Raw genomic sequence first — 14,050 nt, forward strand, 5'->3', positions numbered from 1 at the left:
AAAGGTGCCGCTTTGAGTCAGCGCCGATGCATCCGGACTGCTACCGTCGCTGAGATTTTTTTCCTGCAGCGATAGCTCACCACCCTCGGCATCAAGGCCCACCAACACCACAGGGTCGTCGTTGTTATGCACTTGCAGCACCAGGTTCGCGGTGCTGGTGTCGCCGTCGGCGTCGGTCAGGGTGTAAGTGAACGTCTCAGTGCCGCTGCCCCCACCGTGCAACGCGACGAATTGCGGGTCGCTGGGGTTCAGGGTGTAGGTGTACGTGCCGTTGGGGTTGAGCACCAGGGTGCCGTAGGTGCCGGTGAACGTGCCGCCGATGATCGGCCCGCTGTCGGGACCGGTGGGGATCCGGTCGGCGCCCTGATGGTCGTTGGGCAATACGTTGCCGGTGAGGGTCACCAGGGTTTCCGACGCCGTGTTGGCGTGGCTGTCGTCGATCGCCTGGGGTACGTCATCGGTGATGTTGACGTCCAGGGTGCCGGTGGCCGTGTCGCCGTCGGTGTCGACAGCCACCACCGGGAACTGCTCGGTAATGTTGTTGGCACCACCGCCGGCAGGATGGGTTTCATTGTCCGTCAGGGTGTAGCTGTAGCTGACCACCCCCGTGGCCGGGTCATAGCCGGTGATGGTCAACGTGTTGCCCAGCGCCGAAGTGATGGTTTGCGGGAAGCCCGTGGGCACGCCGCCTGTGATCACGTTGATGCCGCCGATGCTCAGGCTGCTCAGCCCGTCAGGCGCGGAAACCGTGAAGGTGCCGCTTTGCACCAACGCCCCCGGATTGCTGGCCGAACCATCGGCCAGATTGGCCTCGTTGGTGGTCAGTTCGCCACCCTCGACATTGACCCCGTCGAGGGTCACCGGGTTATCCGGTGTCACCGGCGGCACGGTTGCATCGTCGCCCGTGTTGTCCGGATCACCGGCCAGGCGCAGCTGTGGAAACTCGGGAATCCCGTTGAACCCGGCCGTCGGAAAACCGATCTGCGGATCGACCTCCCCGCCAACCTCTTCCAGCAGCACAAAACTGTGCCCACCGCCCACGCCCCCCGGGTTGCCACCCTCGGGGCCGGCGGCCGTGGCTTCACCGGTCTGGGTCGGGTCGGCACCGGCGGCGATGGCTTGCTGCAGCTTTTGCACATCGGTCAGTTGCGCGTTACTCGGTGTCGCCGCGTCAGGCGTGTCGACATGCGGCGCATGGTTGGCGAGCAACTGCGGAGTCAGGGTCAGGTTGCTTTCGCGGCCCAGGGTCAACGTCTGGCCGTTCTGCATACGAACAGCCACCGCCCCTTCGGCACCGGTGACCAGGTGTTCGCCGGCATAAAGCCGATCGCCTTCGACCAGAGGCCGCCGCAGGCCACCGGCCGCTTCTGCGAATACTTGCCCGACTATTTTGCTGACGATACCGATGAGCGCTGCCATGTGCATTTCCTCCGTTGCCGACCGCAATCGGCACGTGTCTGGGTGAAGAATCCGTCCTCAGGTTTGGCAATCCAGAAAGCTGGAAAATCTGCCAGCTTTCGTGAAAGCAGAAGGTGCTGGCAATTCGCCAAAACGACAAAAAACCGTCACCAAAAACCACCTCACAGATCGCTCTTTCGACACTTCTTCACATCGTTTAAAAATTTGCATGGAACTTTTATTGACGCCTAAAAGCCGTCGCAACCCGCAAACTAAAAGGCTTTCGCTCTGAACAATGTGCCGGTTTTTTTCAAGCTCATAAGTTTTTTTCGGAATAAGCCTTATGAGAAATTCTTCTTAGGTTTTGCTCAGGATGTTCTTAGCTGTGTTGTTACAAGGTTGAAACGGTTTTGATCTTTAATACGTCAATATTTTGGCGACAAGCGAAGCACTACAGACCTCAGGAGATGCACCCCATGCGCGTTCTAACCCCCCTCTGCAGCGCGGTTTTACTGGCCATGGCCTGCTCTTCTCAGGCGCAGGCAATGTCCTTGACCGAGGCGATCCAGAGCACCATTGCCACTCACCCAGAGCTGGCACAACGGGTGGACAGCCGTCTGTCGGCCAATGAAGACGTCAAGGTCGCCCGAGGGGGCTTTTTCCCATCGGTGGATTTGAATGCCGGTTACGGTCGTGGCTATAGCGACAACACCAACACCCGGGCCTTGGGCAACCACCACACCAACATCCTCACCTATACCCAATCGGAGCTGCGCCTGCGGCAGATGATCTTCGACGGGTTCAACACTGCCAATGAAGTGGACCGCACCCAGGGCGTGGTCAACTCCCGGGCCTATTACGCCCAAGGCACCGCCCAGGACCTGGCGCTACGCACCATCGAGGTCTACCTGGAAGTGCTCAAGCGCCGCGAGCTGGTGACCCTGGCCAAGAACAATCTGCAGGCGCACCTGCGGGTCAACGACCAGATCGGCCTGCGCACCGAGCGAGGGGTGGGCAGTACGGCCGACTCCGACCAGTCCAATGCCCGTCGGGCCCTGGCGGAAAACAACTACGACACCGCCCAGGTCGACTTGGCCGACGCCGAGGCCAACTTCTACAGCGTGGTCGGACGCATGCCCGATGAGCTGGAGACACCGCCCTCGACCAAAGGCGAAATCCCCGCCGACCTGCGCGAAGCCCAGCAAAGCATGGTGGATAACAACCCCTACCTGAAATCGGCCCAGGCCGACATACAGTCCGCCGAGAGCCAGTACGAAGTGGCGAAGTCGCCGTTCTACCCACGCTTCGACGCCGAGGCAGCGGTGGGCGCCAATAACAACATCGGTGGCGAAGAAGGTCACGACAACAACTGGCGGGTCGGCGTGGTGATGAACTACAACCTGTTCCGCGGTGGCAGCGACAAGGCGCGGTTGGCGTCCAACGCCCACCAGATCAACCAGGCCATGGACATCCGCAACAATGCCCTGCGCCAGCTCAACGAAGACACGCGCCTGGCCTGGAACGCGATGCTCAACGCCCGCAAACAGACCCCCACCGCCCGCGAATACGCCGACACCACCGCCCGTGTGCGCGCCGCATACCAGGATCAGTTCGGTCTCGGCCAGCGCACCCTGCTCGACCTGCTCGACAGCGAAAACGAGCTGTACAACGCCAACCGTCGCTACACCGAGGTGCGTTACACCGAGGAGTACTCGATGTACCGGGTGCTGGCGAACATGGGCCTGCTGTTGCACAAACAACGGATCGTGCTGCCGGCCGATACGGTCGCGCAGACCGAAGTCAAGAACCAGGCTCGGCTGCCGGAACTGAAGTAGCCCCCTCGAAAAAAAATGGGAGCGAACACTGTGACCAGCATGGAACCCGCAACCCTTGGCGCTGATCCGCGCCTGAATTTCGATGATCCCTTGCTGGACGGTCTGTTGATCCTCTGCAAACTCCATGGCGCGACGGTCAGCCGCGCCAGCCTCAGCGCCGGGCTCCCTATGGCGCACCAACGCTTGAGCCTGGACCTGCTGCCCCGCGCAGCGGCCCGGGCAAGCTTGCAGGCGCGGCTGTTGCGTCGTGAGCTGGCGGACATCTCCCCCCTGAACCTGCCAGTGATGCTGATCCTGGCGGGGGGCCGCTGTGCGGTATTGCGGCGCTGGGGCGAGGATGGCAAGGCACTGATCCTGCCCAGCGAAGCCGATGGTGGCGAGCAGTGGGTCAGCCGCGAGGAACTGACCCTCGACTACAGTGGCCAGGCGCTATTCGCCCGGCCGCGCCATGAACTCGAAGACCTGCGCGCGCCCCTGGTGCCGCGGGTCGAGGCGTGGTTTCGCGACACCTTGAAACTGTCGCGCTGGCTGTACAGCGACGCGATCCTGGCGAGTTTCCTGATCAACCTGCTAGGCCTGATGGTGCCGCTGTTCGTCATGCAGACCTACGATCGCGTGGTGCCGAACCAGGCCACGTCGACCTTGTGGGTGCTGGCCGTGGGGCTGTTGATCGGCACCGGTTTCGAACTGGTGTTGCGGGTGGTGCGCGCCCATCTGCTGGACACCGCCGGCAAGAAAACCGACGTGATTCTCTCCGCCACCCTGTTCGAGCGCATCACCGGCATGGCGATGAAGGCCAAGCCCGTGACCATCGGCGGCTTCGCCCAGAGCATCCACGACTTCCAGGGCCTGCGCGAATTCCTCACGGCGGTGACCCTCACCAGCCTGATCGACCTGCCCTTCGCCCTGCTGATGCTGGTGGTGATCGGCCTGTTGGGCGGCTGGCTGGTGGTGATTCCAGTGGTGGCGTTTCCAATCACCATTGTCTTCGCGATGATCATCCAGGTGCGCCTGCGCGACACCGTGCAAAAAAGCCTGGCCCTCGGCGCCCAGCGCCAGGCTCTGCTGATCGAAACCCTCGGCGGCCTGGAAACCCTCAAGGCCTGCAGCGCCGAGAGCGAGCGCCAGCATCAGTGGGAAAGCACCCACGGAGCCCTCACCCGCTTGGAAAGCCACGCGCGCAACCTCTCGGCTCTGGCGACCAACGGCACGTTGTTCCTGCAACAACTGGCCGGCATGGCGACCATCGTCGCCGGGGTCTACAGCATCATCGCCGGCAACCTCAGCGTCGGCGCGCTGGTGGCGACCTATATGCTCGGCAGCCGGGTGCTCGCCCCGCTCGGGCAGATCGCCGGGCTGATCACCCGTTACCAGCAAGCCCAGCTCACCATGCGCAGCACCGATGCCCTGATGGCGCTGCCCCAGGAACGCGATGCCAAACAACGGCCGCTGGATCGCACCCAGTTGCAGGGCGCGCTGGACGTCAGCGGCGTGACCTTCCACTACAACGGCCAGAGCAGCCCAGCACTGGCGAACATCAGCTTCAGCCTCAAGCCCGGCGAACGGGTCGGGATCATCGGCCGCAGTGGCTCGGGCAAGAGCACCCTGGCGCGCCTGGTGATGGGTTTCTATGCGCCGGAGGAAGGCCAGTTGCTGCTCGACGGCCTGGACCTGCGGCAACTGGACGTCGCCGACCTGCGCCAACAGATCGGCTACGTTGCCCATGACCTGCCGCTGCTGGCCGGTAGCCTGCGGGACAATCTCACCTTGGGCGCCCGTTACATCAGCGACGCGCGCATGTTGGAAGTGGCGGAACTGACCGGTGTCACCGAACTGGCGCGCCAACATCCCCAAGGTTTCGACCGCCCGGTGGGCGAGCGCGGGCAGTTGCTTTCCGGTGGTCAGCGCCAAGCCGTGCTGCTGGCCCGGGCCTTGCTGCTCGACCCGCCGATCCTGCTGCTGGACGAACCCACCAGCGCCATGGACAACAGCAGCGAAGACGTCCTGCGGCAAAAACTCCACACCCATGTACAGGGCAAGACCGTGCTGCTGGTCACCCACCGCACCTCGATGCTGAGCCTGGTGGACCGCTTGGTGGTGTTGGACAACGGACGGATCGTGGCGGATGGACCGAAGGAAGCAGTCATCGATGCGTTGCGCAAGGGACGGGTGGGAACGGCGGCGGTTTAACAGCCCCCACAACACCTGTGGCGAGGGAGCTTGCTCCCGCTGGGCTGCGAAGCAGCCCCCAAGCCATTCACCCGATTGTGTCAGACGGACCGCCTCGACAGGTTTTACGACGGCTTCGCCGCCGAGCGGGAGCAAGCTCCCTCGCCACAAAAAGCAGCGCCCAGCTCTCTTCTAAAAGCAGCACCCGCTCTTTTCTAAAAAGCAGCGACCGGCTCCACTTCACTTAACCGACGGGTACCGCTCCATGTCAGCCCAAACACCGGATTCAACCGCTCGAAGCTACTTCGGCAGTTTCAGCAAAAGCGCCGAAAGCGAGTTCATGCCGGAAACCGCCGGCGCCACGCTGCAGGATTCGCCCCGGCGCTCGCGGGTCACCGTGTGGCTGGCCGCCGGGTTGATCGTCACCGGGTTGGTCTGGGCGAAGTTGGCGGTGTTGCAGGAAGTCACCACCGGTGAAGGCAAGGCGATTCCGTCGAGCAAGATCCAGGTGATCCAGAACCTGGAGGGCGGCATCGTCACCGAGATTTTCGTCCGTGAAGGCCAGATGGTGAACAAGGGCGACACCCTGCTGCGCCTGGATGACACCCGATATCAGTCGAACAAGGGCGAGAGCGAAGCCGACCGCTATGCCTTGACCGCCCAGGTCGAGCGTCTGTCGGCCGAGGCCGAGGGCCGGCCGTTCAATCTTTCGGCCGAGGTGATCGCCAAGGCCCCGCAAGTGGCCGAGGACGAGCGCTCACTGTACGAACAACGCCAGCGGCGCCTGGCCAGTGAACAACGGACCCTGACCGAACAGCTGCGGCAGAAGACCCAGGAGCTGGCGGAGTTTCGCTCCAAGCAAGGCCAGTTCAGCTCGGCCCTGGCCTTGCTGCAAGAAGAAATGAACATGTCCGCCCCGCTGGTGCGCACCGGGGCGGTATCACCGGTGGAGATCCTGCGGCTCAAACGCAGCGCGGTGGAAATCCGCGGCTCGCTCAACGCCACCACCCTGGCCATTCCCCGAGCCGAATCGGCGATCAACGAGATCAAGAGCAAGATCGACGAATCGGAACAGACCTTTCGCTCCGAAGCAGCCAAGGACCTCAACGAGAAACGCACCGAACTGTCGAAAATCACCGCATCGAGCATCGCCATCGACGACCGCGTGACACGCACTACGGTGGTCTCGCCCGTGCATGGGGTGATCAAGCAACTGAAGGTCAACACCATCGGCGGCGTCGTGCAGCCAGGCAACGACATGGTGGAAATCGTGCCCCTGGAAGACAACCTGCTGATCGAAGCCAAGGTCCGCCCCCAGGACGTGGCGTTCCTGCACCCGGGCCAGAAAGCCATGGTCAAGTTCAGCGCCTACGACTACACCATCTACGGCGGGCTGAGCGCCAAGCTCGAACTGATCGGCGCCGACACCATCACCGACGACAAGGGCAACAGCTTCTACCTGATCCAGGTGCGCACCGACAAAAACCACTTGGGCGGGGATGCCAAACCCTTGCTGATCATTCCAGGAATGGTGGCGACGGTGGATATCATTACCGGAGAGAAGAGTGTGTTGGATTACTTGCTCAAGCCGGTGTTGAAGGCGCGGACCGAGGCGATGCGCGAGCGCTGATCTGGATTTGACTCGCCTGTTTGGTCCGGGGACATGGTTAACCCCTGTGGCGAGGGAGCTTGCTCCCGCTGGGCTGCGAAGCAGCCCCAAGACCATTCACCTCGCTGTATCAGACAGACCGCGCCAGTAGGTTTTACGACGGCTGCGCCGCCGAGCGGGAGCAAGCTCCCTCGCCACAGGGGCCTCTAAACCCCTCCATGGTTCTTCTGGTAAGTCTCCTCCCCCATCGCCGCAATCTGCCCTTCGATCAGCGCTTCGAACGGCCTCAACAACGCCTCGAAACTCGTCGGCGCCTCCAGCGTTTGCAACGCCTGGACAATCGCCTCCACCGTCGACAACGCCCCCGGTCCGGGCGCCTTGCGCAAGCGGTAACGGGACACAGCGCCTTCGGCCAGGGTCACTCTCGGCAGTGCCGCCAGCAACGGGTTGAGGTGCAGCAACTTGCGCGCCTTGCGCCAGGTGCCATCGGGAACGACCAACAGCAGCGGCTCATCGGACAGGACATAGGCTTGCAACGGCTGCGCCTCGTCGCCGGGAAACAGCAAGCGCGCCTGATACCCCGGTTGATTGAGCAACCGGGGCAAATCCTCGAACACCTCACCCACGATCAACTCGGCATTATTGAGTCCCAATGCCGCCAGCCGGGCGGTATTCAAAGCATGGTTCACTTCACTGGGATGCTGCAACAGCAAGACGCGGGTGCGGCTGTCGAGGCTGGGGATCAGCGGGCACAGGCAATGGCTTTGCGGCCTGTGGCAACGCGGGCATTGGATTCTGGACATGGTCAGGCCTGATTCAGTTGAGCTTTGAGCAAATCGCGGAAGGTCTGGATCAGCGGCTCGCGGCTACGACCACGGCGTACGATCATCGAAAACGGCGCCTGATAACCAAAGGTCGCTGGCAGCAGCACGCGCAAGTCGCCCTTGTCGACCCAGGCCTGGGCGTAGTGCTCGGGCAGGTAACCGACGTAGGCACCGGACAGCACCAGGATCAACTGCGCCTCCATGCTCTCCACCGTCGCCGCGCTGTGCTTGAAGCCGTGGCGCGCCAGTTCGGCCTGGCTCCAGTAACCGCGCCCGACCATGCGCTGTTGGGTGATGACCTGCTCGGGAATGCGCCGCTCGTTGAACAACGGGTGGCGGTTGCTGCAGTACAACCAGTGCTGCTCACGGTACAGCGGCATGTAGACCAGCCCGCTCATGCGCGTGGAAAACGCACCGATGGCCAGGTCCAGGCGATTATCCTGCACGCCCAGTTGCAACTCATAAGGGCTCATGACCGACAGGTGCAAATGCACCGCCGGATGCTCCTGGCTGTAGGCGCCAATGGCTTCGGCAAACGGCAGGGCCTTGTCGCTGACAGTGGAATCGATCACCCCCAGGTTCAAGGTGCCGCGCAGTTCCCCTTTAAGCGCGGCGGCGTACTGCTCGAACCCTTCGAGCTCGCCCAGCAGGCGCAAGGTTTCCTGATGGAACAGCTCGCCCTTGCTGGTCAGACTGAAGCCACCCCGGCCGCGATGACACAACACCAGGCCCAAGGCCGATTCCAGTTGGCTCATGTAGGTGCTGATGGCCGACGTGGACAGGTTGAGTTCGTGCTGGGCATTGGCGAACCCTTGGTGCCGAACCACGCTGACGAAAATGCGCAGCAGTTTCAGGTCGGGTAGAGCGTTGGCCATCAGATACTCCTGAACTCACGGGACATAGAACTTGCAGAGCTTTTGTGGCGAGGGAGCTTGCTCCCGCTCGGCGGCGCAGCCGTCGTAAACCTATCGCTGCAATCTGCCTGAGGCACCGAGGTGATTGGTTTTGGGGCGGCTTCGCCGCCCAGCGGGAGCAAGCTCCCTCGCCACAGGGGCACCATGTCCCCCAGACCACACGGGATACTGCACGGATTGGGAGTCTATCGCCCCGCCCACCATTAGTTTAGAAAAATCTGAACTAAGTATTTGCCCCCAGCGATTCTTCACGGCAACCGCTTTTCGCAGAATCGGCCCCTGATAAGTAAAACAACGATGAGGCCCTACCCGTGGACAAGATTCTGCACCAACCACTGGGCGGCAACGAAATGCCGCGCTTCGGCGGCATCGCCACCATGATGCGACTTCCCCATTTGCAAACCGCTGCCGGCCTGGACGCTGCGTTCGTTGGCGTGCCGCTGGACATCGGCACCTCCCTGCGCGCCGGCACCCGTTTCGGGCCGCGGGAGATCCGCGCCGAATCCGTGATGATCCGCCCCTACAACATGGCCACTGGCGCCGCGCCGTTCGACTCGCTGTCGGTGGCCGACATCGGCGACGTGCCGATCAACACCTTCAACCTGCTGGACGCGGTGCGGATCATCGAGGAGTCGTACCACAAGATCCTCGAACACAACGTCATCCCCCTGACCCTGGGTGGCGACCACACCATCACCCTGCCGATCCTGCGGGCGATCCACAAGAAACACGGCAAGGTCGGCCTGGTGCACATCGACGCCCACGCCGATGTGAACGACCACATGTTCGGCGAGAAGATCGCCCACGGCACCACCTTCCGCCGCGCCGTCGAAGAAGGCTTGCTCGATTGCGACCGCGTGGTGCAGATCGGCCTGCGGGCCCAGGGCTACACCGCCGATGATTTCAACTGGAGCCGTAACCAGGGTTTCCGTGTGGTCCAGGCCGAAGAGTGCTGGCACAAATCCCTCGCCCCGCTGATGGCCGAAGTGCGTGAGAAAGTCGGCGGTGGCCCGGTGTACCTGAGCTTCGACATCGACGGTATCGACCCAGCCTGGGCGCCTGGCACCGGCACCCCGGAAATCGGTGGGTTGACCACCATCCAGGCGATCGAAATCGTGCGCGGCTGCCAGGGCCTCGACCTGGTCGGCTGCGATCTGGTAGAAGTCTCGCCGCCGTACGACACCACCGGCAACACCTCGTTGCTGGGCGCCAACCTGCTGTACGAGATGCTCTGCGTGCTGCCCGGTGTGGTTCATCGCTGAGGTGCGCCCATGAACGAGCAACAGCAGGTTCTCGAGGCCGCCGCCGATCTGGTGTCGGCCTTCGCCCGTAATGACCGCGACGCCTACTTCGGCGCGTTCACCACCGATGCGAGCTTCGTGTTCTACACCCTCGAACAGCCCCTGCTGTCACGCGATGCCTACCAGGCGTTGTGGGATCGCTGGCGCTCCGAGGATGGCTTCGAGGTGCTCACGTGCACCTCAAGCAACGCCTTCGTCAGCCTGCAAGGGGACGTGGCGATTTTCATCCATGACGTGGCCACCGAGCTGCGCATGCAAGGGGAGCGACACTTTAGCCAGGAGCGCGAAACCATCCTGTTCCGCAAACAGGAAGGCCGCGCACAAGAACAACAGGGCCTATGGCTGGCCTGCCATGAACATTTGTCCGCCATGCCGGAAGGGCTGCCACCCCCTTAGCCAAACAGGCGACGCTCACACACGATGAGCGCGCCTTGATGATCGGAGCAGATCATGAATAACAATAACGATAAAAGCCTTACGCAAATTGAAACCAACGGGGTCGAACAGATCCCGGACCACCAGCGAACCGCCGGCCCGGGGGACTTGTTTCGCCTGATCTTCGGTGGCGCCAATACCTTTGCCACCGCCGTGCTCGGCAGTTTCCCGGTGCTGTTCGGCCTGTCATTCCAGGCCGGTGTCTGGGCGATTGTGCTAGGGGTGTTGGTGGGGTCGATCATCCTCGCCCCCATGGGCCTGTTCGGCCCGCTCAACGGCACCAACAACGCGGTTTCTTCCGGTGCGCACTTCGGCGTGCACGGGCGGATCGTCGGCTCGTTCCTCTCGTTGCTGACCGCCATCGCGTTCTTCTCGCTGTCGGTGTGGAGTTCGGGGGACGCGTTGATCGGCGGCGCCAAGCGGCTGATCGGCGTGCCGGAAACCGACCTGAGCCTGGGCCTGGCCTACGGCCTGTTTGCCCTGCTGGTGTTGACGGTGTGCATCTACGGCTTTCGCTTCATGCTGTGGGTCAACCGCATCGCCGTGTGGGCCGCCAGCCTGCTGTTTTTGCTGGGTATCCTGGCTTTCGCACCGACCTTCGACAGCCAGTTCGCCGGCACCGTCAGCCTCGGCCAGCCGGGCTTCTGGGCGGCGTTTATCGGCGCGGCGCTGGTGGCCATGAGCAACCCGATTTCCTTCGGTGCGTTCCTGGGTGACTGGTCGCGCTACATCCCCCGCAACACGCCCAAGCGCCGCATCATGCTGGCCGTGATCGCTGCGCAGCTGGCGACGTTGATCCCGTTCCTGTTCGGCCTCGCCACCGCCACCATCGTGGCGATCAAGGCGCCGGACTACATCGCGGCCAACAACTACGTGGGCGGCCTGCTGGCGGTTTCGCCGAGCTGGTTCTTCCTGCCGGTGTGCCTGATCGCGGTGATCGGCGGCATGTCCACCGGCACCACGTCGCTGTATGGCACCGGGCTGGACATGTCCAGCGTGTTTCCACGAGTGCTGTCGCGGGTCAAGGCGACGCTGCTGATCGGCGTGCTGTCGATTGCGTTCATCTTCATCGGGCGCTTCGCGGCGAACCTGGTGCAGAGCGTCTCGACCTTCGCCGTGCTGATCATCACCTGCACCACACCGTGGATGGTGATCATGATCATCGGCCTGTTGGTGCGCCGCGGCTTCTACTGCCCGGACGACCTGCAAGTGTTCACCCGCGGCGAAACCGGCGGGCGCTACTGGTTCAGCCATGGCTGGAACTGGCGCGGCCTCGGGGCGTGGATTCCCAGCGCGCTGGTGGGGTTGTGCTTCGTCAACCTGCCGGGGCAGTTCGTCGGGCCGCTGGGGGAACTGGCCGGTGGGATCGACATCAGCCTGCCGGTGACCCTGGGGTTGGCCTCGGTGGTGTACCTGGTGCTGCTTGGGTTATTCCCGGAACCGGCGGCGGTGTACGGGCCGGATGATCCGCGGAGCAAAGGCTCTTCGGTGTCAATCGATAGCCCCTCCCTCAGGCAGACCGTCTGACCCGAGCCAACAACCCCCCTGTGGCGAGGGAGCTTGCTCCCGCTCGACTGCGCAGCAGTCGCTATCAAGGGCTGCTTCGCAGCCCAGCGGGAGCAAGCTCCCTCGCCACACAAGCACGTTCGCACTGAGGGCGCGGTGCCAGGGAGGGCATCACCCCGACTTCCTATAAAAAAGACAATCGGAGACACGCCATCATGGCTTTGGACTTAATCGTCGTTCTTCTCTACGCCACTGGCATGATCGCCCTCGGCTGGTACGGCATGCGCCGCGCTAAAACCCGTGACGACTACCTGGTCGCCGGGCGCAATCTCGGCCCGGGCTTTTACCTGGGCACCATGGCCGCCACCGTCCTGGGCGGCGCGTCCACCATTGGCACCGTGCGCCTGGGCTACGTCTACGGTATTTCCGGATTCTGGCTGTGCGGCGCCATCGGCCTGGGCATCGTCGGCCTGAGCCTGTTCCTCGCCAAGCCGTTGCTCAAGCTCAAGATCTACACCGTGACCCAGGTGCTGGAGCGCCGCTACAACCCGGCCGCGCGCCAGGCCAGTGCGCTGATCATGCTGGTTTACGCACTGATGATCGGCGCCACCTCGACCATCGCCATCGGCACCGTGATGCAGGTGCTGTTCGGCTTGCCGTTCTGGGTGTCGATCCTGGTGGGCGGTGGCGTGGTGGTGCTGTACTCCACCATCGGCGGCATGTGGTCGCTGACCCTCACCGACATCGTGCAATTCCTGATCATGACCGTTGGCCTGGTGTTCCTGCTGATGCCGATGTCCATCGTCGATGCCGGTGGCTGGGACGCGATGGTGGCGGCATTGCCGGCCAGTTACTTCGATTTCACCGCGATTGGCTGGGACACCATCCTCACCTACTTCCTGATCTACTTCTTCGGCATCTTCATCGGCCAGGACATCTGGCAGCGGGTGTTCACCGCTCGCAGTGAAGGCGTGGCCAAAGTGGCCGGCACCGCCGCCGGCCTGTACTGCGTGCTGTACGGCCTGGCCGGTGCGTTGATCGGCATGGCGGCCAAGGTATTGCTGCCGGACCTGGAAAACGTCAACAACGCCTTCGCCAGCATCGTCCAGACCAGCCTGCCCAACGGTATTCGCGGCCTGGTGATCGCCGCAGCCCTGGCAGCCTTGATGTCCACCGCCGCAGCGGGCCTGCTCGCGGCGTCCACCACGGTGGTCCAGGACTTGCTGCCCCGTCTGCGCCAGGGCCGTGAAAGCGGCAGTGGCGACGTCCACGAAAACCGCATCGCGACCCTGCTGATGGGGGCGGTGGTCCTGGTGATCGCCCTGGTGGTCAGCGACGTCATCAGCGCCCTGACCCTGGCCTACAACCTGTTGGTGGGCGGCATGCTGATCCCGCTGATCGGCGCCATCTACTGGAAACGCGCCACCACCGCCGGCGCGATCACCAGCATGTCGCTGGGCTTCCTGACCGCGCTGTTCTTCATGCTCAAGGATGGCCTGGACGCCAACACGCCGATCTACTACAGCCTGAGCGTGGCGCTGGTGAGTTTTGTGCTGGTGAGCTTGTTGTCGCCACGGCCGAGTGCGGTGGCCAAGGCGATCTAACCGGTACGACGCAGTACCCGTGGCGAGGGAGCTTGCTCCCGCTGGTGCGCGAAGCGCGCCCAAAGCCAGGCGCCTCGGTGTGTCAGAAAGGGCTCAGGAGCTGATGGGGTCCGCTTCGCAGCCCAGCGGGAGCAAGCTCCCTCGCCACAGATTGCATACAAAATAAAAGATCGCAGTCCTCGGCCGTCTCGTTTGAAACGGTCGAAGACTGCGATCTCTCCAAATTCTGCGGTGTAGTTACCGGCGGCGCGGTTGGCGGCGGCGTTGCTCGTCATCGGTGCGGATCGGTATCGGTTGCATCGGTGGCTCGATCAGGCCAAGCGCGACACCCAGGTCATGAAGCCAATTCTGGATTTTCTCTTTCATCGTGGTGCCCCCTCAGGGTGGTACGAGCGGCAAATTACTGTGGCCCCTTCGCACTGATAATAGTCCGATGTTCTACGCAATGCTCGTCT

Annotated in this window: 11 protein-coding genes; 7 read left to right on the top strand and 4 right to left on the bottom strand. The window is 63.0% G+C overall.

Features of this window, described 5'->3' with window-relative positions; translation table 11 throughout:
* A partial coding sequence (locus V7773_RS10010) for a retention module-containing protein (RefSeq protein WP_336073251.1) occupies positions 1-1,419 on the bottom strand: 1,419 nt, incomplete at its 3' end.
* A 455-nt stretch (positions 1,420-1,874) separates the two neighbouring features.
* Between V7773_RS10010 and V7773_RS10015 the strand changes: the two genes are divergently transcribed.
* From V7773_RS10015 to V7773_RS10025, 3 genes are all read left to right on the top strand, one after another.
* Complete coding sequence (locus V7773_RS10015; protein WP_063322445.1) at positions 1,875-3,233, top strand: TolC family outer membrane protein; 1,359 nt, start codon at positions 1,875-1,877, stop codon at positions 3,231-3,233.
* A gap of 30 nt (positions 3,234-3,263) precedes the next feature.
* The gene (locus tag V7773_RS10020) at positions 3,264-5,423 is read left to right on the top strand and encodes a type I secretion system permease/ATPase (protein ID WP_336073252.1); all 2,160 of its coding nucleotides are present in this window, start codon (positions 3,264-3,266) and stop codon (positions 5,421-5,423) included.
* Between the two features lie 244 nt (positions 5,424-5,667).
* On the top strand, positions 5,668-7,032 hold the full coding sequence (locus tag V7773_RS10025; protein WP_072341479.1) for an HlyD family type I secretion periplasmic adaptor subunit: 1,365 nt from the start codon (positions 5,668-5,670) through the stop codon (positions 7,030-7,032).
* Between the two features lie 185 nt (positions 7,033-7,217).
* On the opposite strand, the gene V7773_RS10030 is transcribed toward V7773_RS10025, so the two are convergent.
* Both V7773_RS10030 and V7773_RS10035 read right to left on the bottom strand, forming a co-directional pair.
* Entirely contained in the window at positions 7,218-7,814 is a 597-nt protein-coding gene (locus V7773_RS10030) for a tRNA-uridine aminocarboxypropyltransferase (protein WP_336073253.1), read from the bottom strand.
* Between the two features lie 2 nt (positions 7,815-7,816).
* Complete coding sequence (locus tag V7773_RS10035) at positions 7,817-8,710, bottom strand: LysR family transcriptional regulator (RefSeq protein WP_003184133.1); 894 nt, start codon at positions 8,708-8,710, stop codon at positions 7,817-7,819.
* A 350-nt stretch (positions 8,711-9,060) separates the two neighbouring features.
* Between V7773_RS10035 and speB the strand changes: the two genes are divergently transcribed.
* The 4 genes from speB to V7773_RS10055 all read left to right on the top strand — a co-directional run bounded on the left by speB (position 9,061) and on the right by V7773_RS10055 (position 13,595).
* Positions 9,061-10,011 (top strand): agmatinase, encoded by a 951-nt coding sequence (speB, locus tag V7773_RS10040; RefSeq protein WP_003198979.1) that lies wholly within the window; start codon positions 9,061-9,063, stop codon positions 10,009-10,011.
* A gap of 9 nt (positions 10,012-10,020) precedes the next feature.
* Positions 10,021-10,446: a YybH family protein gene (locus V7773_RS10045; protein ID WP_336073254.1), complete on the top strand. Its 426-nt coding sequence runs from the start codon at positions 10,021-10,023 to the stop codon at positions 10,444-10,446.
* Positions 10,447-10,497: 51 nt separating this feature from the next.
* A complete protein-coding gene (locus V7773_RS10050; RefSeq protein ID WP_256572705.1) occupies positions 10,498-12,012 on the top strand; it encodes a purine-cytosine permease family protein in 1,515 nt (504 codons plus the stop codon).
* A 194-nt stretch (positions 12,013-12,206) separates the two neighbouring features.
* Positions 12,207-13,595: a sodium:solute symporter gene (locus tag V7773_RS10055; RefSeq protein WP_336073255.1), complete on the top strand. Its 1,389-nt coding sequence runs from the start codon at positions 12,207-12,209 to the stop codon at positions 13,593-13,595.
* Between the two features lie 237 nt (positions 13,596-13,832).
* Here V7773_RS10055 and V7773_RS10060 read toward each other — a convergent pair whose 3' ends face one another.
* Positions 13,833-13,961: a PA1414 family protein gene (locus V7773_RS10060; RefSeq protein ID WP_256222727.1), complete on the bottom strand. Its 129-nt coding sequence runs from the start codon at positions 13,959-13,961 to the stop codon at positions 13,833-13,835.
* Positions 13,962-14,050 lie beyond the last annotated feature (89 nt).

This window comes from Pseudomonas sp. 3JA (genome assembly GCF_036961705.1).
In the GTDB taxonomy this organism is placed as follows: Bacteria; Pseudomonadota; Gammaproteobacteria; order Pseudomonadales; family Pseudomonadaceae; genus Aquipseudomonas; species Aquipseudomonas fluorescens_Q.

Excerpts from the sequence above, each read along its gene's own strand:
- V7773_RS10055 (WP_336073255.1), top strand. The coding sequence starts at position 12,207 with ATGGCTTTGGACTTAATCGTCGTTCTTCTCTACGCCACTGGCATGATC.
- V7773_RS10015 (WP_063322445.1), top strand. The coding sequence starts at position 1,875 with ATGCGCGTTCTAACCCCCCTCTGCAGCGCGGTTTTACTGGCCATGGCC.
- V7773_RS10045 (WP_336073254.1), top strand. The coding sequence starts at position 10,021 with ATGAACGAGCAACAGCAGGTTCTCGAGGCCGCCGCCGATCTGGTGTCG.
- V7773_RS10060 (WP_256222727.1), bottom strand. The coding sequence starts at position 13,961 with ATGAAAGAGAAAATCCAGAATTGGCTTCATGACCTGGGTGTCGCGCTT.
- V7773_RS10025 (WP_072341479.1), top strand. The coding sequence starts at position 5,668 with ATGTCAGCCCAAACACCGGATTCAACCGCTCGAAGCTACTTCGGCAGT.
- V7773_RS10030 (WP_336073253.1), bottom strand. The coding sequence starts at position 7,814 with ATGTCCAGAATCCAATGCCCGCGTTGCCACAGGCCGCAAAGCCATTGC.
- V7773_RS10035 (WP_003184133.1), bottom strand. The coding sequence starts at position 8,710 with ATGGCCAACGCTCTACCCGACCTGAAACTGCTGCGCATTTTCGTCAGC.